Here is a 23,456-nt window from a genome sequence, read left to right on the forward strand (position 1 = left end):
TGCCAAAACGGGAGAATAGCAATGAAATGGAAGACCACGGCTGCCACGGCGGTATTCGCAATGTTTGCCTTTGCGGGCAGCGCGTATGCGGAAGGCGAACTCAACATCTTTAATTGGGGCGACTACACCAGCCCCGAGATGATCAAGAAGTTCGAGGATACCTATAAGGTCAAGGTGACGATCACCGACTACGACTCCAACGACACCGCGCTAGCAAAGGTACGCGCCGGTGGTCATGGCTTCGACATTGTGGTGCCGTCGGCCAACTACGTGCCGATCTGGGTGAAGGAAGGGCTTCTGCTTGAGGCCCGGCCCGACCAGATGGAGAACTTCAAGAATGTCGACGAGCGCTGGGTGAACGTTCCCTGGGATCCGGGCCGTCATTATACGGTTCCGTGGCAGTGGGGCGTGACCGGTATCGGCGTCAACACAAAGGTCTATGACGGCGACATCAACACCTCGGCCATCTTTCTCGATCCGCCGAAGGAACTGGTTGGCAAGATCAATGTCGCGCCGGAAATGAACGACGTGCTGTTCGCCACCATCAAGTATCTGGGCGGCGACTGGTGCACGGACGACAAGGAACTGCTCAAGAAAGTGCGCGACAAGCTGGTGGAGGCCAAGCCGAAGTGGCTGGCCATGGATTATAGCGTGACCGAGAAGCTACCGGCCGGCGACTATTCGGCCGTCTACTACTGGAACGGCGCCATCATGCGCTCGCGCATCAAGAACCCCGACATCAAGTTCGGCTACCCGAAGGAGGGCTTCCCCTTTTTCATGGACAGTGTTGCCATCCTCAAGGATGCCAAGAATGTCGACAACGCCAAGCTGTTCATGAACTTCATCATGGATCCCGAGAACGCCGCCATGATCTCCGCCTTCGCCAAATATGCCAATGGCATCAAGGGCTCGAAGACATTCATGCCAGCCGACATGAAGGATGCGCCCGAACTGGTGGTACCGCCAGAACTGGAGAAAGCGGGCGAGTTCCTCACCCCTTGCTCGCCCGATGTGCAGCAACTCTACACGCGCATCTGGACGGACGTTCAGAAATAGCGGCACTCCGCCTTTTTCCGCGCGAGCGGGAAGAAGGCGGGTCAAGGGCCGGATGAGGGGTAGCGCTGAATTCGCAGCGTTCGCGCCGCCCCTCACCTGGCCTGCCGGCACTGCCCTTCGCCATGGCGTCGGGCGTTCGTCACTCGAAAGGCCCATTCGGGGGCTTTTCGTCCGCTGTGCAGACCGCTCCTCATCCAAGTGAACCGAAGAGCGGCATGCGGCGGCAGGGAAATTTTCATGCAGTCTTACCGCAACTCCGATCCGCGGCCGCCGATCATGCAGGGGTCGCCGCCCAAGATGGTGCCGCCGAAGCTCGACTGGGATAGGGGACCTTGGAATCGCTGGGCATTCCAGCACATCCGCGAAATTCTGCCGACCGTCGAAGTCTGGCGCGGCAATGGCCATCGCCGCCGCTTCGAGCGGACCGAGGTCGATCTCGACGCGCTGCCGGTGAGCGACAGCACGGGGAAGCCTACGACGCTGGCCGGGCTGCTGGACGAAACCTATACGGATGGGTTCCTCGTGCTCAAGGATGGCAAGATCGCCTATGAGCGCTATTGCAACGGCATGACCGAGCGCACGCTGCATTTGTCGCAGTCGATGGCCAAACCGGTCACGGGCTCGGTGTTCGGCATACTCGCCGGGCGCGGCCTGATCGATCCCGCCATGCCAGTGACGACCTATCTGCCGGAGCTGGAAGCTACCGGCTGGGCCGGCGCCAGCGTGCAGCATGTGCTCGACATGACGTCCGGCGTGCGTTTTTCCGAGGAATACACCGACCGCTATTCCGATATCGGTCAGGTCGATGTCGCCAGCGGCTGGAAACCGGTGCCGCCGGACAGCGACCCGGCCTTCGAGTGGCCATCGCATATGTTCGAATTGATCCTGCGGCTCAAGAAGAAAAGCCGGCCGCATGGCGCTGCGTTCGAATATCGTTCGATAGAGACTGACGTGCTCGCCTTCATCATGGAACGGGTGACCGGCAAGCGGCTGGCGCAACTGGTTTCGGAAGAACTCTGGCAAAAGCTCGGCGCGGATGAAAGCGCCTGCTTCACCGTCGACAGCGCCGGCTACGCCATCGCCGATGGCGGCTTCAACGCCACGCTGCGCGACTATGGCCGTTTCGGCCAGTTGATCCTCGACAATGGCGGCGGCGTCGTGCCGGCCGACTGGATCGAGGCGACGCGCACCGGCAGGCATGGACCGGACTTCAATCCCAGCCTGCCGCAAGGCAGCTACCGCAACCAGTTCTGGATCGAGGACCCGCGTTCGCGCGCGCTGATGTGCCGGGGGGTGTTCGGGCAGCTGATCCATATCGACTGGAACACGAGAATGGTTGTGGTGAAGCTTTCGAGCTACCCCGATTTCACCAGCATCGCCTTTTCGGTGGCGACGCTGAAAGCCGTCCACGCGATCGCTGCCGCGTTGAGGAACACGCCATGACCGGCAAGACCGCGTTCGGGACCAGACATGGCTTTGCCCGCAACAAGGTGCTGCTCGGCAACTGGCGCGAAAGCCCGTTCAGCCGGTGGTCGTTCCAGAATGTCGGCGAGTTGGTGCCGAGCGCACGTGTCGCTGCAGCGTCAAGCGGCAGTGAGGCGCCGGCACAGGATCTTGACGGGCTGCTTGACGAAAAGGTCGCGCTGACCGGCGGCGCGGAGACCGTTGTGGCCTTTCTCACGCGTTCCGACACCGACGCGCTGACGATCATGAAAGCCGGCAAATTCGTCGGCGACTGGTTCGCACCGCATATGGAGTTCGGCGCGCGCCACATCATCTTCTCGATCAGCAAGTCGCTGACCGCCATTCTGGCCGGCATATTGGAAGGCGAAGGAGTTTTCGACCCGCAGGCGCCGGTGACCCGCTATCTGCCGGAAGCTGCCGGCTCGGCTTATGGCGATGCCAGCGTGCGGCATGTGCTCGACATGAGCGTCAGCCTCGACTTCGAAGAAGCCTATCTCGATCCGGAAAGCGCCTTTGCCCGCTATCGCCGCGCGACGCTGTGGAATCCGGGCGGCGGCATGGAAAGCCTGGCCGACTTCATCCTGACGCTGCAGCGCCTTGCCGAGCCGCATGGCCGGACGTTCCGCTACCGCTCGCCCAATTCCGACCTGCTCGGCATCCTGCTCGAACGCGCGTCCGGCCAGCGCTTCGCCGAGTTGATGCACGAGAAATTGTGGCTGCCGCTTGATGCAATGAGCGAAGCCTCGGTGACAGTCGATATGGCCGGCACTGCGCGCACGGCCGGCGGCATTTCGGTGACGCCGCGCGATCTGGCCCGGGTCGGCGAGATGATGCGGCAGGGCGGCATCGCCCATGGCCGCCGCATCGTGCCGGAAGCCTGGGTGCGCGACACTGTCAGCACAGGCGGAGACACGGACGCCTGGCAGCGTGGCGCGATGGCGTTCCTCTTCCCGCAAGGCCGCTACCGCAACAAATGGTACCAGCTCGGCGCGGCCAGCGGCGCTTTTTGCGGTATCGGCATCCACGGCCAGTGGCTCTACGTCGATCCCAAGGCGGAGGTCGCCATCGCCAAGATGTCGTCGCAGCCTGAGCCGGTCGACGAGCCGCTCGATGTCGATATGGTCACCTTCTTCGATGCGCTGAGCCGGATGGTCTAGCAGGGCAATCGTATCCGACTGGCAATGTCAGCGCTGCCCCTCATCGGCAGGGCAATGAGGGCAGCGCGCACGTCTGAAGGGCACGGGCAAATCCAGGCGTGGGCGCATTCTGCCATGCGAATTTCCAACGTGCTTTCCTGTGGAACTCTTGATCGGTCGAAAAGAGCGAGGTTGGCGGGGCGACGCTCTGCGCCTATGGTCGCCGCTCTTTTCGACTGGACAGCAGGAACGACATGGCATCCGAGCGCATCGCAGCAATCATCGCAGCCGAGATCACGGCGCGGCCCGAACAGGCCGCGGTGGCGATCGGACTGCTGGACGAAGGCGCGACGGTGCCGTTCGTGGCGCGCTACCGTAAGGAGGTCACCGGCGGTCTGGACGACACGCAGCTGCGCCTGCTGGCCGAGCGCCTAGCCTATCTGCGCGAGCTCGATGCGCGCCGCGACACCATTCTCGGTTCCATCCGCGAGCAGGGCAAGCTGACCGAAGAGCTTGAAACCAAGATCGCGGCGGCCGTCACCAAGGCGGAACTCGAAGACATCTATCTGCCCTACAAGCCGAAGCGCCGGACCAAGGCCGAGATCGCGCGCGAGCGTGGGCTGGGACCGCTGGCCGAGGCCATCCTTGCCGACCGCGCGGCGGCGCCCAGCGAACTGGCGCTGGCCTACATCACTGAAGAGGTGGCCGACGCCAAGGCGGCGCTCGAGGGCGCGCGCGACATCCTGTCCGAGCAGTTCGCCGAGAATGCCGATCTGGTCGGCAGGCTGCGGAGCTACATGAAGGAACGCGCCTTCATGCGGTCGCGCGTCGTCGACGGCAAGCAGGAAGCCGGCGCGAAATTCTCCGACTATTTCGACCATGTCGAGCGCTGGGCCAATGTGCCGAGCCATCGCGCCCTGGCGATGCTGCGCGGCCGCAATGAAGAGGTGCTGTCGCTTGATATCGAAGTCGATGCCGACGACGCGTCGCCGGTGAAGCCGGTCGAGCGGATGATCGCCGATGCCTACGCAATCGGCCGCCAGTTGCCGGGCGACCGCTGGCTGATGGAGGTGGCGGGCTGGACCTGGCGCGTAAAGCTGTCGCTGCATCTGACGCTCGATTTGATGCGGGATCTGCGCGAGCGGGCCGAGGAGGAGGCGATCCATGTCTTCGCCCGCAATCTGAAGGACTTGCTGCTCGCTGCCCCGGCCGGCTCGCGCGCCACGATGGGGCTCGACCCCGGCATCCGCACCGGCGTCAAGGTGGCGGTGGTGGACGGCACCGGCAAGCTGCTGGCGACGACGACGGTCTATCCGTTTCCGCCAAGGAATGACGTACGCGGCACGCAGGCCGAACTGGCAAAACTCATCCGCCTGCACAAGGTCGAGTTGATTTCCATCGGCAACGGCACCGGCAGCCGCGAGACGGAAAGGCTGGTGACCGACATGCTGTCGGACATGCCGTCGGATTCTGGGCCGAAGCCGCTCAAGGTGATCGTCAGCGAGGCGGGCGCCTCGGTCTATTCCGCCTCGGCAACAGCAGCGGCGGAATTCCCCGGCCTCGACGTGTCACTGCGCGGCGCGGTGTCGATCGCGCGGCGGCTGCAGGATCCGCTGGCCGAACTGGTCAAGATCGAGCCGAAGTCGATCGGCGTCGGCCAATACCAGCACGACGTCGACCAGTACCGGCTCGGCCGCTCGCTGGAAGCGGTGGTCGAGGACGCGGTCAATGCCGTCGGCGTCGACCTCAACACCGCCTCGGCGCCGCTTCTGGCGCGGGTTTCGGGTCTTGGCGCATCGCTGGCCGAGGCGATCATTGCGCACCGTGACGCGGCGGGTCCCTTCGCCAGCCGCCGTGACCTGTTGAAGGTCTCGCGCCTTGGACCCCGGGCCTTCGAGCAATGCGCCGGCTTCCTGCGCATTGCCAACGGCACCGAACCGCTCGATGCCTCGGCCGTGCATCCGGAAGCCTATGGCGTGGCGAAAAAAATCGTTGCCGCCTGCGGACGCGACCTCCGCTCGCTGATGGGCGACAGTGCCGCTCTCAAGGCGCTCGATCCGCGTGTCTTCGTCGATGAGCGGTTCGGCCTGCCGACGGTGCGCGATATCCTGGCGGAACTGGAAAAGCCCGGCCGCGATCCGCGCCCCGGCTTCAAGACCGCGACCTTCGCCGACGGCGTCGACGACATCAAGGATTTGAAGCCAGGCATGCTGCTGGAAGGCACTGTCACCAATGTCGCCGCGTTCGGCGCCTTCGTCGATATCGGCGTGCACCAGGACGGCCTGGTGCATGTCTCGCAACTGGCCGACCGTTTCGTCAAGGATGCTCATGAGGTGGTGAAAGCCGGCGACGTGGTCAAGGTGCGCGTCGTCGACATTGACATCAAGCGCAAGCGCATCGGCCTGTCGATGCGCAGGGATGGTGACGGCGGCACACCGAAGCCGCGCGACAATGGCAACAGACCGGCGCCGCGAGCGCCGGCGCCGCTGCGTCAGGCGGAAAGGCCGGTGCAACAAGGCGCGTTCGGCGCCGCATTGGCCGATGCGTTGAAGCGTAAGTAGCTACTTCTCCGGCGGCACATGGCGTAGCAGCCAGTCGCGAAAACTGGCGACCGGCGGATGGCCGCGCTTGTCATGCGGCACGACGAGGTAATAGGCGCTGCGGCTCTGCATCGGCCGGCCCGGCGCCGGCACCAACTGGCCCCGTTGCAATTCGCCTGAGATGAGGACCTGCGGCAGCAGCGCCACGCCGAGCCCGGCCATGCAGGCCTGGGCGGCGGTGCCGAATTGCTCGAACTGCATGCCGGGCCCGGTCGGTGCGCTCAAACCCTGATGCTCGAACCACTCGGTCCATGCGCCGGGCCGCGTCGCCATATGCAGCAGTGGCAGGCGGCCGATATCGGCAGGCGTGGCAATGGCGCGGCCGGCCAGAAATTCGGGCGAGACAACTGGCAACACCGTCTCGCGCACCAGCAGCGTCGAGTCGGCATCGGGCCAGTCGGGCAGGCCGTAATGGATGGCGGCGTCGAGCCTCTCGCGGGCGAAGTCGAAGCGGCCGATGCGGGTGACGAAATTGATGGTGATGTCAGGGTTGTTTTCGACGAAATCCGGGATGAGCGGCATCAGCCAGCGTGTGCCGAAGGTCGGCAGGATCGCAAGGTTCAAGATACCACTATGCCGATTGCTCATCAATCCAAGCGCTGCGTCGCGCAATTGACCCAAGGCGGCGCGCACGGCTTCGGCATAGATCTCACCGGCCGTCGACAGCCTGACATTGCGGCTGTCGCGTTCGAACAGCTGGCGGCCGAACTGGTCCTCCAAAAGTCTGATCTGGCGGCTAACGGCGCCCTGGGTCAGATCGAGCTCCCTTGCGGCGGCGGTGAAGCTGCCCAGCCGAGCCACCGCCTCGAAGGCGGCAAGGGCGCTGATACCAGGCAAAAGGCGGCGCTGCACGTTCATGATTCATTACTAACGCTCATTGGTTGGCGAAGCAATTTCGTTTGATTTTTTCGAACCGGAAGCCGATAAGCCGCCCAATTCATGTTGTTGTTTGTGCATGTCGTTATCCCAAACCGCCGGACACCTTCGGGTCAGGCCCGAGGGCAAGCTTTTGGGCGACATGCAAGAGTTGGGAGACCGAGGCCATGGCCGCCGACAAGAACGCATTCGTCTGGGATGATCCTTTCCTGATCGAGGACCAGCTGTCGGAAGACGAGCGGATGGTGCGCGATGGCGCAGCGGCATTCGCCGCCGACAAGCTCGCCCCCAGGATCGAGGAAGCCTATCTCGAGGAAAAGACAGATGCCGGGATCTTTCGCGAGATGGGCGAAGCGGGTCTGCTCGGCATCACCATTCCGGAAGAATATGGCGGGCTCGGCGCCAACTACGTCACCTATGGCCTGGTGGCGCGCGAAGTCGAGCGCATCGATTCTGGCTATCGCTCGATGATGAGCGTGCAGTCGTCGCTGGTGATGTATCCGATCCATGCCTATGGCTCGGAGGCGCAGCGCAAAAAATACCTGCCGAAGCTGGCGTCAGGCGAATGGATCGGCTGCTTCGGGCTGACCGAGCCGGATGCCGGTTCCGACCCTGGCGGCATGAAGACGCGGGCCGAGAAGACGGCGAACGGCTACAGGATCTCGGGCTCGAAAATGTGGATATCGAACGCGCCGATCGCCGACGTGTTCGTCGTCTGGGCAAAGTTGTCCGACAAGAGTGGGGGCGCGCATGACGGCGAGATTCGCGGCTTCGTGCTGGAAAAAGGCATGAAGGGGCTGTCGGCGCCAAAGATCGACGGCAAACTCAGTCTCCGCGCGTCGATCACCGGCGAAGTGGTGATGGAAGGCGTCGAGGTCGGTGAGGACGCGCTGCTGCCTGACGTGTCGGGCCTGAAGGGGCCTTTCGGCTGCCTCAACCGGGCGCGCTACGGCATTTCCTGGGGGGCGATGGGCGCGGCGGAAGATTGCTGGCACCGGGCCCGCCAATATGGCCTCGACCGCAAGCAGTTCGGCAAGCCGCTGGCCGGCACGCAGCTGTTCCAGAAGAAGCTCGCCGATATGCAAACCGAGATCGCGCTGGGGCTGCAGGGCAGCTTGCGGGTCGGGCGGCTAATGGATGAGGGCAAGATGGCGCCCGAGATGATCTCGATCGTCAAGCGCAACAATTGCGGCAAGGCGCTCGACATCGCCCGCCAGGCCCGCGACATGCATGGCGGCAACGGCATCCAGATCGGCTACCACGTGATGCGCCATGCGCAGAACCTGGAAACGGTCAACACCTATGAGGGCACGCATGACGTGCATGCGCTGATCCTCGGACGAGCGCAGACCGGATTGCAGGCGTTTTTCTAAGCCGGCCCCGAGGCCAGCAACGCTGCTTAAATTAGTTGCACCGCAACATCTCTGCTTGGAGAATGGCCAGCATTTGTGTCAGGGTTCGGCGAGTTCGTTTGAAACGCCGACTTTCGGGGTCCCATGGCAATTCTGGCAGCCGTCTACCACCTGACCCATTACAAATATGACCGGCCGGTCGTCCTCGGCCCGCAGGTCATCAGGCTGCAGCCGGCGCCGCATTCCCGCACCAAGGTGCTCAGCCATTCGTTGAAGGTCGGGCCGGCGAACCACTTCGTCAATCTGCAGCAGGATCCCTACGGCAATTTCCTGGCGCGCTTCGTGTTTCCGGAACCGGTGACGGAACTGAAGATCGAGGTCGACCTCGTCGCCGACATGACGGTCTACAATCCGTTCGATTTCTTCGTCGAGCCGGCGGCCGAGATCTTTCCGTTCGAATACCCGGAAGAGATCAGCGCCGATCTCGCCATCTACCGGACGCCGGAACCGGCTGGACCACTGCTGTCGGCGTTCCTGCAAACCATCGATCGCCACCCAACCAACACCGTCAATTTCGTCGTCGACCTCAATGCGCGGCTGCAGCGCGAGGTCGCCTATATCGTGCGCATGGAAACCGGCGTTTTTTCGCCGGAGGAAACGCTGGCCGCCAAGAAAGGCTCGTGCCGCGATACGAGTTGGCTGCTGGTGCAGATCCTGAGGAACCTCGGCATCGCCGCGCGCTTCGTTTCCGGCTACCTGATCCAGCTGAAGCCCGACCTCGTCGCGCTTGACGGACCGCCCGGCACGGCGATCGACTTCACCGATCTTCATGCCTGGTGCGAGGTCTATCTGCCGGGGGCCGGCTGGATCGGCTTCGACCCGACCTCCGGCCTGCTCACCGGCGAAAGCCATGTGCCGCTGGCGGCCACGCCGCATTTCCGCAACGCCGCGCCTATTTCCGGCATGGCGAGCTTCGCCAATGTCGAGTTCGGCTTCGACATGCGGGTCGACCGCATCGCCGAGCACCCCCGCATCACCAAGCCATTCTCCGACGAAAGCTGGCAGGCGCTTGACGCATTGGGCAGGCAGGTCGACGCCGCACTCGAAGCCGGGGACGTGCGGCTGACCATGGGTGGCGAGCCGACCTTCGTGTCGATCGATGATTTCGAGGCGGAGGAGTGGAACACCGCCGCCGTCGGCCCGACAAAACGCGAAAAGGCCGATGCGCTGATCCGCCGGCTGCGTGAGCGTTTCGCGCCCGGCGGCTTCCTGCACTACGGGCAGGGCAAGTGGTATCCGGGCGAAAGCCTGCCGCGCTGGACCTTCTCGCTGTACTGGCGCGCCGACGGCGAGCCGGTGTGGAGCGACCCGTCGCTGATCGCGCGGGAGAACAGCGAAGCAGATGAAGCAGGCGAAGCAGATGTTGGGCCGAAGCAGGCTGAAAGCCTGCTGACGGCGATTGCCGATGAACTCGGCATCGACAAGTCAATGGTCAGCGAAGCCTATGAGGACCCGGCTGAGTGGCTGCTCAAGGAAGGCAAGCTGCCGGAGAATGTCGATCCGTCCAATTCGAAGCTGGACGACCCCGAGGAGCGCAGCCGCATGGCGCGGGTGTTCGAACGCGGCCTGACCAAGCCGTCGGGCTATGTACTGCCTGTCCAGCGCTGGAACAGCCAGGCGTCGGGACCGCGCTGGCGTTCGGAGAAGTGGAAGACGCGGCGCGGCAGGCTGTTCCTGGTGCCGGGCGATTCACCGGTCGGCTACCGCCTGCCGCTCGGCACGCTTCCCCATGTGCCGCCGGCGCAGTTCCCCTACATCGTGCCGGTCGATCCTTCGCTGCCGCGCGGACCATTGCCGGCGCGCGAGGCTATTTTGCCTGAAGCCGCTCCTTTGCCGGAGGCTGCACCGGCCGAACTTGAAGGCGCTGACGAAATGGCGCGCCGGCAGCAGGCGGCGTCCTTCACCGCAGCGACCGGCCAGCAGGACCGTGTCGAACAGGAGATTACCGAGATCGGTGGCGCGGTACGCACCGCGCTGTCGGTCGAGCCGCGCGACGGACGGCTTTGTGTGTTCATGCCGCCGGTCGAGGCGCTGGAGGACTATCTCGAACTGGTCGCGGCGGCCGAGAATGCGGCAAAGGTTATCGGCCTGCCGGTGCATATCGAGGGCTATGGCCCGCCGCACGATCCGCGCCTCAACGTCATCCGCGTGGCTCCGGATCCCGGCGTCATCGAGGTGAACATCCATCCGGCTGCAAACTGGCAGGACTGCGTGGCGACGACCACAGCGATCTACGAGGAGGCGCGGCAGACGCGGCTCGGCGCCGACAAGTTCATGATCGACGGCCGTCATACCGGCACCGGCGGCGGCAACCATGTCGTCGTCGGCGGCGCGACACCCAACGACAGTCCGTTCCTGCGCCGCCCCGATTTGCTGAAGAGCCTGGTCCTGCAATGGCAGCGCCGTCCGTCGCTGTCCTATCTGTTCTCAGGCCTGTTCATCGGCCCGACCAGCCAGGCGCCGCGTTTCGACGAGGCGCGCCACGATTCGCTGTACGAGCTTGAGATCGCCATGGCGCAGGTGCCGCATCCGGACAGTGGCAGCGCCCCGTTGCCGTGGCTGGTCGACCGGCTGTTCCGTAACCTGTTGACCGACGTGACGGGGAACACCCACCGTTCGGAAATCTGCATCGACAAGCTGTTTTCGCCCGACGGCCCGACCGGCCGGCTGGGGCTGGTCGAGTTCCGCGGCTTCGAGATGCCGCCCAATGCGCGCATGAGCCTGGCGCAGCAATTGCTGGTGCGCGCCATTATCGCCCGCGCCTGGAAGAACCCGCTCGATGGCCGCTTCGTGCGCTGGGGCACGTCGCTGCATGACCGCTTCATGCTGCCGCACTATGTCTGGGCTGACTTTCTCGACGTGCTGGACGACCTCAAGCTGAACGGCTTCGAGTTCCGTCCCGAATGGTTCGACGCGCAGCTTGAATTCCGCTTCCCGTTCTGCGGCGAGGTCCAGCATGCCGGCATCAAGCTGGAACTGCGGCAGGCGCTGGAGCCGTGGCATGTCATGGGCGAGCAGGGCGCGATCGGCGGCACCGTGCGCTTCGTCGATTCCTCGGTCGAGCGGCTGCAGGTGAAGACCGAAGGGCTCAATCCGGAGCGTCATGCGGTCGTCTGCAACGGCCGTATCGTGCCGATGAAGGTGACCGACACCAGAGAGATCGCGGTGGCCGGCGTCCGCTTCAAGGCCTGGCAGCCGTCATCTGGCCTACATCCAGCACTGCCGGTCAACACGCCGCTGGTCTTCGACATCTACGATCGCTGGTCGGGCCGGGCCATCGGCGGCTGCGTCTACCATGTCGCGCATCCCGGCGGGCGCAGCTACGACACTTTCCCGGTCAACGGCAACGAAGCGGAGGCGCGGCGGCTCGCCCGCTTCGAGCCGCGCGGCCATACGCCGTCCGCCTACGTGCTGCGCGACGAACAAGCCTCTGAGGATTTCCCGATGACCCTTGACCTGCGGCGGCCTGCAAGACTCTGATCAGCAATGGCAAAGGGGAATCACCAGGAAATACGCGGCAGGCCGCATAACCTGCTGGAGCACTACCAGCCGATCGACGGCGTCCTCGACGAGATGGTCGATGCATCAGGCAATCCCCGTCCGGTCTGGAAGGAGTTCATCGAGGCGCTGGAAGATCTGGGGCCTGAAAAGCTCGCCCAGCGCTTCGCCCGCGCCGACCAGTATCTGCGCGACGCCGGCGTCTATTACCGTCTCTACGATCAGGCCGGCGCCAATGAGCGCGAATGGCCGCTGGCGCATGTGCCTCTCCTGATAGAGGAGCAGGAATGGGCCGCGATCAGTGCCGGCCTGGTCCAGCGGGCCGAGCTGTTCGAGGAGACGATTGCCGATATCTACGGGCCGAACCGCCTGGTCGAGAAAGGCATCCTGCCGGCGGGGCTGATCGCGGCCAGCCCGGAATATTTGCGCCCCGTCGTCGGCACCAGACCGGCCAGCGGCCATTTCCTGCATTTCTGCGCGTTCGAACTCGGCCGTGGACCGGATGGCCGCTGGTGGGTGCTGGGCGACCGCACCCAGGCCCCGTCAGGTGCCGGCTTTGCGCTGGAAAACCGCGTCGCCACCACCCGTGCGCTGTCCGACGTTTATGGCGAGATGCATGTGCACCGCCTTGCCGGCTTCTTCCGTCGCTTTCGCGACGCGCTTAACGGCATGGCCAAGGGATCGGGCGGTCGTGTCGCCATCCTGACGCCGGGGCCACTCAACGAAACCTATTACGAGCATGCCTATATCGCCCGCTATCTCGGCATCATGCTGCTCGAAGGCGAGGATCTGACCGTCTCCGGCGGTCGATTGATGGTGCGCACGGTTTCCGGGCTGATGCCGGTCAGCGTGCTGTGGCGGCGGCTCGACGCCGCCTTCGCCGATCCGCTGGAGTTGCGGCCGGAATCGCAGATCGGCACGCCAGGGCTGGTCGAGGCGATCCGCCGGGGAGCCGTCTCAGCCGTCAACGCGCTCGGCTCGGGGCTGATGGAAACGCGGGCGCTGTTCGCCTTCCTGCCAAAAATTTCGCGCGAATTACGGAGCGAGGAGCTTCTCTTGCCGAGCGTCGCGACATGGTGGTGCGGGCGGGACGCGGACCGTGACCATGTGCTGGCCAACCTCGACCGCATGGTGATCGGTCCAGCGCTGTCGACGCGGCTTGCCTTCGAGGATGACGATTGCACCAGGCTGGGCTCGGCGCTGGTTGCCGGGGAAAGGGCCGAACTGATAGCCCGGATCGAACGGGACGGCGGCGCCTTCGTCGGACAGGAAGCGGTGACGCTTTCGACCACGCCGGTCTATGTCGGCGGCTGGCTTGAGCCGCGGCCGGCAGCGCTGCGCGTCTATCTGGCGCGAACGCCGGAAGGCTGGACGGTGATGCCCGGTGGTTTTGCCCGCGTCGGCTTTTCGCTCGACCCGACCGCAATCGCCATGCAGCGCGGCGGCCAGGCTGCGGATGTATGGGTGGTCAGCGACAGGCCGGTGGAACGCGAGACGCTGCTGCCCCAGGAGCACGACAGCTTCATCCGCACCTCGCCAGGCAGCCTGCCCAGCCGCGCAGCGGAGAACCTGACATGGCTCGGCCGCTATATCGAGCGATCGGAAGGCACGGTGCGCATCCTGCGCGCCTATCACGTGCGGCTGGCCGAGGCCTCCGACCCGGACATGCCGCTGCTTGCCGATATCAGAGACCATCTCGAACCGTTCGGCATCGACGTCGCGGCGGCGATCCCGCCGGGGCTGATCGGCACGCTGGACAGCGCCGTCTACAGCGCCGGACAGATCCGCGACCGCTTCTCGCCCGACGGCTGGCTGGCGCTGAAGGATCTGTCGAAGACCATCCATCAATTCGCGACAACGGTGGCGCCTGGCGATGATGCGACGCGGGCGATGACGGTCATCCTGCGCAAGCTCGCCGGGTTTTCCGGCCTGCTGCATGAGAATATGTATCGCTTCACCGGCTGGCGCTTCCTGGAGATCGGCCGGCGATTGGAACGCGGCATCCAGATCGCCCGCACGCTGGCCCGGCTGACCGGGGCTGCGGCGCCCGAAGGCGCGCTCGACATGATGCTGGAGATCGGCGACAGCGTGATGACCCACCGGCGGCAGTATCCGGTGCAGGCCGGCAGGCGCACGGTGATCGACCTCCTGGTGCTCGATCCGCTCAACCCGCGCTCCATCCTGTTCCAGCTCGAGCGGCTGAAGGCCGAGATCGCGTTGTTGCCTGCTGTCGGTGGCGAGGGGCATATGTCGCCGGCGGCGAAAGAGATACTGCAGCTCAATACGGCAATCGCCATCAAGGAGCCCTCGGACATGACGGCGAAGGCCCTGGACGATCTCGCCACCGAGATCGGCGGCCTCTACAACAGCCTCGCCAAGGCCTATTTCGGCTAAGGACGGGACCCGGAGGCTGGCATGCTCTACGACATCAGACTCAATCTGCGTTACGACTATGATGCTGCAGCCGGCGGCGGCCGCCATCAGGTGCGCGTGCTGCCGCCGACGATATCGGGCGTGCAGCGGGTGATCGCCGCTTCGCTGTCCTTCGCGCCGGCGCCGAGCGAACGCTCCGACTTTTCCGATTTCTTCGGCAACAATGTCACGTCGATCGCCTTTCGCGATGCCCATGATGCGCTCGACATCAGGATGAGCGCGCGCGTCGCCGTCTCGCGGCCGGAACCCGGGCTTGACGTGTCGCCCGACATTCGCCGGCTGCGGAGCCAACTCGAAGCGGTGCGGTCGCTGTCGCCTGATACACCGCATCACTTTCTGGCCGCCAGCGACCATGTCGGCATTGACGCTGATATCACGGGGTATGCGCGGAGCAGTGCCGGCAGTTCTGTCGTCGGTACCGCCATGGACCTGTGCAACCGCATTCATCGCGATTTCACCTACGATGGCGAGGCGACCACGGTGCAGACCCGGGCGAGCGATGCTTTCAGCCTGAAGCGGGGCGTCTGCCAGGATTTTTCGCACATCATGATCGCCGGCCTGCGCGGCCTCGGTATCCCCGCCGGCTATGTCAGCGGCTTCCTGCGCACCATTCCGCCGCCCGGAAAACCGCGATTGGAAGGGGCCGACGCCATGCATGCCTGGGTCAAGGTGTGGTGCGGGCGCGACACCGGATGGCAGGAATTCGATCCAACCAACGGCATGCGGGCAAGCAACGACCACATCACCGTTGGCCACGGCCGCGACTATTCGGATGTAGCGCCGATCGTCGGCGTCCTGAAGACGACGGGCGGACAGGTCGGCGAGCAGGCGGTCGACGTCATTCCGGTCGTGCTGGAAAAGGCATGACGGCAAGCGAGGCAGCGATCGATTTGTAGGCGCCGAAGGTAGACAGAGACGGCCCGTCGAACGCACCTGCGGTGCGCTGACATCATTCTGAAAGCCACACGCGGAACCAGCAGCCGTTGCTGCGCTTATCTACGGGAAAATTTCTCGTGGAGAGGACATGCTGGACAAATCCGGATCGTCGACTGGCCGGTCGGCTGCCAAGGAGGGTGCACCAAAAAACGGGGCGCCGAAGAATGGCGGAGAGGCCTCGGCCGATCGAGCCTCGCTCACCTATGTCACCGATACCGAGCCCGGTATCCGCCGTTTCAGGACCGGCAGGGGATTTTCATACAAAGGACCTGACGGGCAGGGCGTCGACGAGAACACCATGGCCCGCATCAAGGCGCTCGCCATCCCACCGGCGTGGACGGATGTGTGGATTTCGCCCGTTGCTGACGGTCACATCCAGGCGACCGGCCGAGACCAGCGCGGACGCAAGCAGTATCGCTATCATCCGCAATGGGCCGAGGAGCGCGACGGCGTCAAATATTCGAGCCTGGTTGCCTTTGCAGAGAGTCTGCCTGAACTGCGACGCCAGATCGACGCCGACCTGCGCCGTCACGGCCTGCCCTTGGAACGCGTTGTCGCCGCTGTGGTCTGGCTGCTCGACAACACGATGATTCGCGTCGGCAATGCCGCCTACGCTCGCGACAACAACAGCTTTGGGCTGACCACGCTGCGCGACCGCCATGTCGACATCAAAGGCTCGAGTCTGCGTTTCGCTTTCAAGGGCAAGTCCGGCAAGGAATGGAAGCTGAAGCTCGTCGATCGCCGGATCGCCAGGATTGTGCGCGGGGCGCAGGATCTGCCGGGCCAGAAGCTGTTCCAGTATCTCGACGAGGACGGAAGCAGGCGACCAATCCGCTCCGACGACGTCAACCGCTATATCAGGGAGACGGCAGGGGCAGATGTCAGCTCGAAGCATTTCCGAACCTGGGGCGGCACCATCCATGCGGCGTCGTTGTTTGCGCAAACCGAACGACCCGAAAGCCAGGCACAACAGAAGCGGGTGATGAACGGCGTCATCGACAAGGTGGCCGAGCGGCTGGGCAACACGCGCGCCATCTGCCGCAGCTGTTACATCCACCCACAGGTTTTCGAAGCCTGGTCCGAAGGTCGGCTGCTCAGCGAAATGGCGGATGCGAACAAGCGGAAGCGATCGATAGCCGGCCTTGATGACGAAGAAGCCGTCGTTCTGAGATGGCTGAAGGTGCAGGAAAGCTGAACCGAACAGAGCAGCCACAGGCCTTCATTGTGCTCGCAGCACGTGATTTTTTTTATCGACGTTGTGTCGGGATCGGTCCTACTGTTTCGTCCTTTGACAGAGAAAAGGACGCACCCATGCTCTACGCAATCCTCTGCTATGCCTCCGAAGACGTCGTCTGCTCGTGGAGCAAGGATCAGGACGATGCCGTCATGGAAAAACTCCTGGGCGTGCAGGAAAAATACGCTCAGGCCGGCCGGCTTGGCCCGGTGGCGCGGCTGCTGCCGACGACCGCTGCGACAACGCTGAGAAAGGTCAAAGGCGAATCGGTCGTCATCGATGGCCCGTTTGCCGAGACCAAGGAACAGTTCCTCGGCTTCTACACGCTCGAATGCGCCGATCTCGACGAGGCCGTCGACTTTGCGCGCGAGCTTTCCGAGGTCAACCCGAGCGGCGGCTCCTACGAGATACGGCCGGTTTCGCTCTTCAATCCCGCCAAGGTTTCAGCATGACCGACCTTACCTGGATCAGCACAGCGATCAGCACCGCCCGCCCACAGGCGATGGGCGCGCTGCTGCGCTACTTCCGCGATCTCGACGCGGCGGAGGAAGCTTTCCAGGACGCTTGCCTGCGCGCTCTGAAGAACTGGCCGACAAACGGCCCGCCGCGCGACCCGGCGGCCTGGCTGATCTTCGTTGGCCGCAACAGCGGCATCGACGCGGTGCGCAAGCGTGCCAAGCAGGCGCCGCTGCCGGAAGAGCACCAGATCTCCGATCTGGAAGATGCCGAAACCGATATCGCCGAACGGCTGGACGGCGCGCACTACCGCGACGACATATTGCGGCTGCTGTTCATCTGCTGTCATCCCGACCTGCCGGCGACGCAGCAGATCGCCGTGGCGTTGCGCATCGTTTCAGGCCTGAGCGTCAAGCAGATCGCCCGCGCCTTTCTCGTCGGCGAAAGCGCCATGGAGCAGCGCATCACCCGTGCCAAGGCGCGCATCGCCGATGCCGGCGTGCCGTTCGAGACGCCCGGCGCGGTCGAGCGCTCCGAACGGCTCGCCGCGGTTGCCGCCATGGTCTACCTGATCTTCAACGAAGGCTATTCGACCAACAGCGGCGAGGCGCCGGCGCGCGCGCCGCTCTGCGAAGAGGCGATCCGGCTGGCCCGGCTGCTGCTCAGGCTGTTCCAGACCGAGCCGGAGATCATGGGCCTGACGGCGCTCTTGCTGCTTCAGCATGCGCGTGCGCCGGCGCGTTTCGACGAGAACGGCGAAATCGTGCTGCTCGAAGACCAGGACCGCAGCCTGTGGAGCCGCAAGATGATCGACGAGGGGCTGGCGCTGGTCGACAAAGCGCTGCGCCACCACAAGCCCGGTCCCTACCAGGTGCAGGCGGCGATCGCCGCCCTGCATGCGCGCGCGGAAAGGCCCGAGGACACGGACTGGAACGAGATCGAGCTGCTCTACAGCCTGCTCGAGCAGATGCAGCCGTCGCCGGTGGTGACGCTCAATCGCGCCGTCGCGGTCGCCAAGGTGCGCGGGCCGGAAGCCGCACTTGCCATGATCGAGCCGTTGGAACAAAGGCTTTCCGGCTATTTCCACTTCTTCGGCCTTAGGGGTGGCCTGCTGATGCAGCTCGGTCGTGGTGAGGAGGCGCGCATCGCCTTCGACCGCGCCATTGCGCTTGCCAATACGGCCGCCGAGGCCGCCCATATCCGCATGCACATCGACCGCCTGATGAAGGAAGGCGCCGTGCGGGGCGCGCAGGCAGCGCGCTGAGACGACTCGCTGGTTCAACGGTCTGCCTTTGGCTTAGACCATGCCGGGGTGGCGATTTTTCCCTGAAACGAGTAATGCCACGCCATGACAGCGCCTGATGTGCCGATCGGTGCAGGGACGGCATGGTGCAAGGGTGCATGTCCCAAAACCGCTGCGCACTTTGGGGTCAGGCCCGAGGGCATGCTTTTGGGCGACATGCATAGTTGAGCGACGGGTCTGAAAGGGAAAGAAAATGACGATTGCGAAGGAAACAGCCGGGCTGCTGGCGAAACTGGGCGTTGCCGAGGCTGCGCTTTCAGGCGGCGATCTCATCGTGCGCAGCCCGGTGACGGGTGAGCAGATCGCCGCGCTGAAGACGATCTCACCGGCCGGTGCGGCAGAGACCATCGACAGGGCGCATAAAGCCTTCCAGGCATGGCGGCTGGTGCCGGCGCCGAAGCGCGGCGAATTGGTGCGGCTGCTAGGCGAGGAACTGCGCGCGCACAAGGCAGAGCTTGGCCGGCTGGTGTCGATCGAGGTCGGCAAGATCCCGTCCGAAGGGCTCGGCGAAGTGCAGGAGATGATCGACATCTGCGATTTCGCCGTCGGCCTCTCCCGGCAATTGTACGGCCTGACCATCGCCACCGAGCGCCCGGGTCATCGCATGATGGAAACCTGGCACCCGCTGGGCGTCGTCGGCGTGATTTCGGCCTTCAACTTCCCGGTCGCGGTGTGGTCGTGGAACGCCGCGCTGGCGCTGGTCTGCGGCGACGCGGTGGTTTGGAAGCCGTCGGAAAAGACACCGCTGACGGCGCTCGCCTGCGAGGCGATCTTCAAGCGTGCGGCAGAACGTTTCGGCGATGCTCCGGAAGGCTTGATTTCGGTGCTGATCGGCGATCGCGCCGTCGGCGAAATTCTGGTCGATCATCCTGATGTGCCGCTGGTCTCGGCCACCGGCTCGACCCGCATGGGCAGGGATGTCGGTCCACGGCTGGCGAAGCGCTTTGCCCGCGCCGTGCTGGAGCTCGGCGGCAACAATGCCGGCATCGTCTGCCCGACGGCCGATCTCGACATGGCCTTGCGCGCCGTCGCCTTCGGCGCCATGGGCACCGCCGGCCAGCGCTGCACGACGCTCAGGCGCCTGTTCGTGCATGAGAGCGTCTACGACCAACTCGTTCCGCGCCTGAAAAAGGCCTATGAAAGCGTCTCTGTCGGCAATCCGCTGGAGACATCAGCGCTGGTCGGACCGTTGATCGACATGGCAGCCTTCGACAGCATGCAGCATGCGTTGAAGGAAGCCGCCGTTCACGGCGGCAAGGTCACCGGCGGCGCGCGGGTCGAGAATGGCCATCCCGACGCCTATTACGTTCGTCCGGCGCTGGTCGAGATGCCCGAGCAGGTCTCGCCGGTGACGGAAGAGACCTTCGCGCCGATCCTCTACGTGATGAAATACTCGGACTTCGACGCCGTGCTCGACGAGCACAATGCGGTCGGAGCGGGGCTGTCGTCGTCGATCTTCACCCGCGACCTGCAGGAATCCGAGCGCTTCCTCGGCGTCGACGGGTCCGACTGCGGCATCGCCAACGTCAACATAGGCACGTCGGGGGCCGAGATCGGCGGCGCCTTCGGCGGCGAGAAGGAGACCGGCGGCGGCCGCGAGAGCGGTTCCGACGCCTGGAAGGCTTACATGCGGCGCGCCACCAACACGGTGAACTTTTCCAAGGCGCTGCCGCTGGCCCAAGGCGTGTCCTTCGACATCGATTGAGAACGCCAGGGCTCCTTTTGTGGCGGCACCCATGGGCCCGGGTGGCTCTATGGAGCGGCCGATGTGGCCCACCCCATGTCGTTGAAACGTCATCCGTGCCGACCCATATGAGCATTGCGTCGGATGTTTTCCTCCCATTGCGTCCGGCGCGTTCCCCTCTGGAGGTTTTGAACCTTCATGCCTGGCCGGACTTTAACAGTCCGGCCTTTTTTCTTTTTGGCCCTGTGAAGCTGCGCTGCCGCGAGCGAGATGTAGAACCGCCGTAGGTCAGAGCATCCACGACCGGCAGGCCGTCGTGGTGCTGGCAGCGCGGACGGGCGCCCAACCGGCCTAGCCAGCCCAATGACCGAGAAATGGCCAATTTCGTCACGCTCGACAGCGGCTTGGCAGTAGGGGGTGCGACGACGGAAGCTGCCATTTTGTCAGAAAATCCACTAGTCTCGCTTGGTTTGCGAGGCGGCGAGAGATGCCCGACCTGAAACAGATGCCCGATATGAAGCAAATGAGATTGCTCGGCATCGTCGCCGCGACGGCGATCGGCCTGTATGTCTGTTATCTCCTGGCGTTGCCTTTTTTGCCCGCACTGACCTGGGCGGTGGTGTTGGCAATCATCCTGTATCCGGCTCATCGACAGGTCGAGGAAAGGCTCAGGAACAAAAACCTGGCTGCACTGATGTCTGTCAGCATCGCGGCGGTGGCGGTCGGCCTGCCGCTCATCTTCGTGGCCCAGCAGCTTGTTCGCGAGACGGTAAATGGCGCCACCTATATGGAGGAGGTCATCCGGGGCTGGAACACAGATGCCTTCATGTCGGGCTATCCCAGGCTTTCGGCGGTTGCCCAGTGGATCGAGAACCAAATCGATCCGGCCGGCACGGTCGCCGCATTTGTTCAATGGCTGACGGCACAAAGCACATCGCTGTTGCGCGGCTCGATCAATCAGGCCGTGATGTTCGTGCTGACATTCTATCTGCTGTTCTATTTTCTGCGGGACCGTGAATCCGCCCTGCGCGGGATCGAGCGTCTCTCGCCCCTGCGTACCGCGGAGACGGCATACACGCTGTCCCGGCTTGCCGAGACGGTCCATGCGATCCTGATAGGCACCGTGCTTGTCGCAGCTGTGCAGGGGACGCTGGGCGGCCTGATTTTCTGGTGGCTCGGCCTGCCCACTCCGGTCTTCTGGGGCCTGGCAATGGGACTTCTTGCCATCGTGCCGGTGCTCGGCGCATTCGTGATCTGGGTGCCCGCAGCGATCTATCTCGCGCTGGAGGGGGCTTGGGCGAGCGCGGCGATCCTGACCGTCTGGGGCGGCGTGGTTGTCGCCGGCATCGACAATCTGCTCTATCCGATACTTGTCGGGAACCGGCTGCGGCTCCACACGGTGGTCGCCTTTGTCGGTGCTGTCGGTGGCATCGTCCTGTTCGGAGCATCCGGGCTCGTTCTTGGCCCTGCGGTGATTGCGGTCACCGTCAGCCTGGTTGACATCCTCAAGAAACGACTGAACGAGCAACCCGGGGCGGAACTGACGCCAAAGCGCGACACAAAGCCATCGCGGCAGTCGGGAGCCGCGCCTAGTCGTGAATAAGCGCCGCCCCGCGCCACCAGTTCGATTGTGGACCTAAAGATGTCGAACGCGGTATCGCTCGCGAAAGGTGCGCTACCCCAAAACCTCAGGTCAGGGGAGGTGGGCGCAGTGCTATTCGATCGCAGCGGGTGCGGAGAAAGGCGTCGATCGGGTGGACAGTTTCCCGTTCGTCGTCCCATTATCGATGCCAGGCGTTTGGTGAGTTGTGGAAGCATGAAGATTGCATGCGTTTTAGGCAGCAGGTTTCTCTTTCGTCGAGTACGACCGCGCTTTGTTGGAGAGCCAAATGCAGGAATTCTTTCTTTTTGTGATCGTAGGGTTTTTAGCTCAGGCTGTGGACGGCGCTCTCGGCATGGCCTACGGCGTGGTTTGCTCGACAACACTGCTGGGGTTTGGCGTGTCTCCTGCGCACGCTTCGGCTTCAGTTCACGCGGCTGAGCTGTTCACCACGGCGGCCTCGGGTTCGGCTCACCTCTATCACCGCAATATCGACTGGAAGCTTTTCTGGCGGTTGATGCCGTTTGGCGTGCTCGGCGGCGTTCTCGGCGCTTTTGTGCTCACCTCGTTTGAGGGGGCCGTCATGAAGCCATATGTGACCACATATCTTGCGCTCGTCGGAGCCTGGCTCCTGTTCCGTTCCTTCCGGCGGATCCCAAGCAATCCGGTGCCTGCAGCCGTGGTGCCTCCGCTTGGACTTGGTGGTGGGTTTCTCGATGCGGCAGGGGGTGGCGGATGGGGACCCATCGTGACGACGGGCCTTCTCGGTTTTGGCGGGACGCCCCGCTACGTTATTGGTACGGTAAATGCCACCGAGTTCCTTACCACGTTGTCGGTGTCTCTGACCTTCCTGTTTGCGTTGTTAACGGGCCATTGGGCGGAGGCAGGAGGACTGACAGAAAATCTGATCGCCGTTGCCGGCCTGGTCCTTGGCGGGGTGATCGCAGCGCCGATGGCCGGATTGATGGTGAAGTCGATCGCAGAAAAGACGCTTCTCAGGCTCGTTGGTACTCTCATCATACTGCTGGCGGGCTGGCAAACCGCGCAACTCTTCGAATTGGTGTAACTGAGACACGTCGAAAAAAGTGTCGGCGTCGTTTCCCTGGCGGCCGTGCCGGAGACAAAAACTCAATTCCCCGATGGAACGAAGAGGCCCCGTTATTGTTTGGATGCCTTGGACAACCGGAGGCCGAGTCGATGAGAAAATTGGTTGCAACAGCAGGTTTGGCGCTGGCGGTCGCGATGCCTGCAGCGGCGCAGGACGCAGCGACCGCGAAAGCCGAATTCGTTAACATGGCCGGCGAGAAGAACGGAACGGCCACGCTGACCGAGACGGCGCAGGGTGTGCTGATAGAGTTGCAGGTGACGGGACTGCCGGCGGGCGAATTGGTTGCGTTCCATGTTCATGAGACCGGAAAGTGCGATCATCAGACCGGCCATGACTCGGCCGGTGGGCACTTCAATCCGACGAATGCCGAACATGGATATCTCGCCGGAAAAGGCCCGCACGCGGGCGATATGCCAAATCAGCGGGTCGGCGCCGACGGCGTTTTGCGTGCTCAGGTTTTCAACAGCATGGTCAAGCTGGATGGTGGAGAAACGGCGATACGAGGCAAGGCATTGATGATCCACGGTGGGGAGGACGACTACAAAAGCCAGCCTGCCGGCGATGCCGGAAAACGTCAGGCCTGTGCCGTGATCGAGTGAGAAAACCCCAGGGGCGTAGCCGACATATGATCTGACCGGCGCTACAGTTCGGCGGCCGGGC

At 63.9% G+C, this 23,456-nt stretch carries 16 protein-coding genes; 15 read left to right on the forward strand and 1 reads right to left on the reverse strand.

The features are described from left to right. Positions 1 to 21 precede the first annotated feature (21 nt). The 4 genes from AC0L2V_RS00415 to AC0L2V_RS00430 all read left to right on the forward strand — a co-directional run bounded on the left by AC0L2V_RS00415 (position 22) and on the right by AC0L2V_RS00430 (position 6,217). Complete coding sequence (locus tag AC0L2V_RS00415; RefSeq protein ID WP_091594805.1) at positions 22 to 1,056, forward strand: ABC transporter substrate-binding protein; 1,035 nt, start codon at positions 22 to 24, stop codon at positions 1,054 to 1,056. 237 nt (positions 1,057 to 1,293) lie between these two features. Further along, positions 1,294 to 2,499: a serine hydrolase domain-containing protein gene (locus AC0L2V_RS00420; RefSeq protein ID WP_473519141.1), complete on the forward strand. Its 1,206-nt coding sequence runs from the start codon at positions 1,294 to 1,296 to the stop codon at positions 2,497 to 2,499. Then, on the forward strand, positions 2,496 to 3,677 hold the full coding sequence (locus tag AC0L2V_RS00425) for a serine hydrolase domain-containing protein (RefSeq protein ID WP_473519142.1): 1,182 nt from the start codon (positions 2,496 to 2,498) through the stop codon (positions 3,675 to 3,677). Before AC0L2V_RS00420 ends, AC0L2V_RS00425 begins: the two co-directional genes overlap by 4 nt. A 233-nt stretch (positions 3,678 to 3,910) precedes the next feature. Continuing rightward, the gene (locus AC0L2V_RS00430) at positions 3,911 to 6,217 is read left to right on the forward strand and encodes a Tex family protein (protein ID WP_473519143.1); all 2,307 of its coding nucleotides are present in this window, start codon (positions 3,911 to 3,913) and stop codon (positions 6,215 to 6,217) included. Here AC0L2V_RS00430 and AC0L2V_RS00435 read toward each other — a convergent pair whose 3' ends face one another. After that, on the reverse strand, positions 6,218 to 7,114 hold the full coding sequence (locus tag AC0L2V_RS00435; RefSeq protein ID WP_473519144.1) for a LysR family transcriptional regulator: 897 nt from the start codon (positions 7,112 to 7,114) through the stop codon (positions 6,218 to 6,220). Between the two features lie 185 nt (positions 7,115 to 7,299). Between AC0L2V_RS00435 and AC0L2V_RS00440 the strand changes: the two genes are divergently transcribed. The 11 genes from AC0L2V_RS00440 to AC0L2V_RS00490 all read left to right on the forward strand — a co-directional run bounded on the left by AC0L2V_RS00440 (position 7,300) and on the right by AC0L2V_RS00490 (position 23,395). After that, entirely contained in the window at positions 7,300 to 8,505 is a 1,206-nt protein-coding gene (locus tag AC0L2V_RS00440; protein WP_023798013.1) for an acyl-CoA dehydrogenase, read from the forward strand. A 123-nt stretch (positions 8,506 to 8,628) separates the two neighbouring features. Continuing rightward, the gene (locus AC0L2V_RS00445) at positions 8,629 to 12,024 is read left to right on the forward strand and encodes a transglutaminase family protein (RefSeq protein WP_473519145.1); all 3,396 of its coding nucleotides are present in this window, start codon (positions 8,629 to 8,631) and stop codon (positions 12,022 to 12,024) included. A 6-nt stretch (positions 12,025 to 12,030) separates the two neighbouring features. Continuing rightward, positions 12,031 to 14,436: a circularly permuted type 2 ATP-grasp protein gene (locus tag AC0L2V_RS00450; protein WP_473519146.1), complete on the forward strand. Its 2,406-nt coding sequence runs from the start codon at positions 12,031 to 12,033 to the stop codon at positions 14,434 to 14,436. A gap of 21 nt (positions 14,437 to 14,457) precedes the next feature. Continuing rightward, a complete protein-coding gene (locus tag AC0L2V_RS00455; RefSeq protein ID WP_091594789.1) occupies positions 14,458 to 15,342 on the forward strand; it encodes a transglutaminase family protein in 885 nt (294 codons plus the stop codon). Between the two features lie 157 nt (positions 15,343 to 15,499). Next, on the forward strand, positions 15,500 to 16,606 hold the full coding sequence (locus tag AC0L2V_RS00460) for a DNA topoisomerase IB (protein WP_473508168.1): 1,107 nt from the start codon (positions 15,500 to 15,502) through the stop codon (positions 16,604 to 16,606). Between the two features lie 116 nt (positions 16,607 to 16,722). After that, positions 16,723 to 17,097 (forward strand): YciI family protein, encoded by a 375-nt coding sequence (locus tag AC0L2V_RS00465; RefSeq protein WP_473508169.1) that lies wholly within the window; start codon positions 16,723 to 16,725, stop codon positions 17,095 to 17,097. Then, entirely contained in the window at positions 17,094 to 18,365 is a 1,272-nt protein-coding gene (locus tag AC0L2V_RS00470) for an RNA polymerase sigma factor (RefSeq protein WP_091594781.1), read from the forward strand. The genes AC0L2V_RS00465 and AC0L2V_RS00470 overlap by 4 nt, the downstream gene beginning before the upstream one ends. A 232-nt stretch (positions 18,366 to 18,597) precedes the next feature. After that, positions 18,598 to 20,109: an L-piperidine-6-carboxylate dehydrogenase gene (gene amaB, locus AC0L2V_RS00475; RefSeq protein WP_473491036.1), complete on the forward strand. Its 1,512-nt coding sequence runs from the start codon at positions 18,598 to 18,600 to the stop codon at positions 20,107 to 20,109. 466 nt (positions 20,110 to 20,575) lie between these two features. Continuing rightward, on the forward strand, positions 20,576 to 21,691 hold the full coding sequence (locus AC0L2V_RS00480) for an AI-2E family transporter (protein WP_473519147.1): 1,116 nt from the start codon (positions 20,576 to 20,578) through the stop codon (positions 21,689 to 21,691). Between the two features lie 286 nt (positions 21,692 to 21,977). Further along, positions 21,978 to 22,754, forward strand: a complete 777-nt coding sequence (locus AC0L2V_RS00485) for a sulfite exporter TauE/SafE family protein (protein ID WP_473519148.1) — start codon at positions 21,978 to 21,980, stop codon at positions 22,752 to 22,754. A 131-nt stretch (positions 22,755 to 22,885) separates the two neighbouring features. Continuing rightward, entirely contained in the window at positions 22,886 to 23,395 is a 510-nt protein-coding gene (locus AC0L2V_RS00490; protein WP_473519149.1) for a superoxide dismutase family protein, read from the forward strand. Positions 23,396 to 23,456 lie beyond the last annotated feature (61 nt).

It is taken from the genome of Mesorhizobium sp. WSM4814 (assembly GCF_055811595.1).